Consider the following 586-nt stretch of genomic DNA (forward strand, 5'->3'; position numbering starts at 1 on the left):
TGACATAGTACAATAAAAGTAGACCCAGGGTTAGAGAAAAAATGATAAAATAAAAGAAAGAAAACCCAAGTGTCAAAAGGAGAGAATACGATGTCAAAAACAGTCAAAAGATATGAAGAAGCATTCAAACTACAACTCGTCAAACTGGTACTCTTTGAAGGGCGTTCAATTCAAAGTGTCCAAAAAGAATACGGTCTTGGTGGCGGTAGTCTTAATGATTGGATTAAAAAATATAAACCACAACTGCTCTCTGGAACCGAAGAACAACCAGATATTAGTAAGCTATTGAAAGAAAACGCAGAATTGAAAAAGGAAAATGAATTTTTAAAAAAGGCCAGCGCCTTCTTTGCGAAAGAAATCAAATAAAATTCCAGTTCATCAAAGAAGAAGGCAATTATTTTGGAATTAAGTGGTTATGTAAACGCTTGAAAGTTGGCAGAAGTAGTTATTATGCCTGGAAAAAACGAAAGCTATCAAAACGGGGAATACAGAAGGCGTATATACAAAGTAAAATTACAGATTTACACCAAACACATAAGGGACGAATTGGATTAACTAAGCTCCATTATTTATTAACTCAAGAAAT

Annotated in this window: 1 protein-coding gene; it reads left to right on the forward strand. The window is 33.8% G+C overall.

Annotation, left to right across the window (positions count from 1 at the left end):
- Window positions 1–90 precede the first annotated feature (90 nt).
- A complete protein-coding gene (locus HCJ50_RS15610) occupies window positions 91–366 on the forward strand; it encodes a transposase (protein WP_185347665.1) in 276 nt (91 codons plus the stop codon).
- Window positions 367–586 lie beyond the last annotated feature (220 nt).

The organism is Listeria immobilis (assembly GCF_014322765.1).
GTDB classification, from domain to species: Bacteria; Bacillota; Bacilli; order Lactobacillales; family Listeriaceae; genus Listeria; species Listeria immobilis.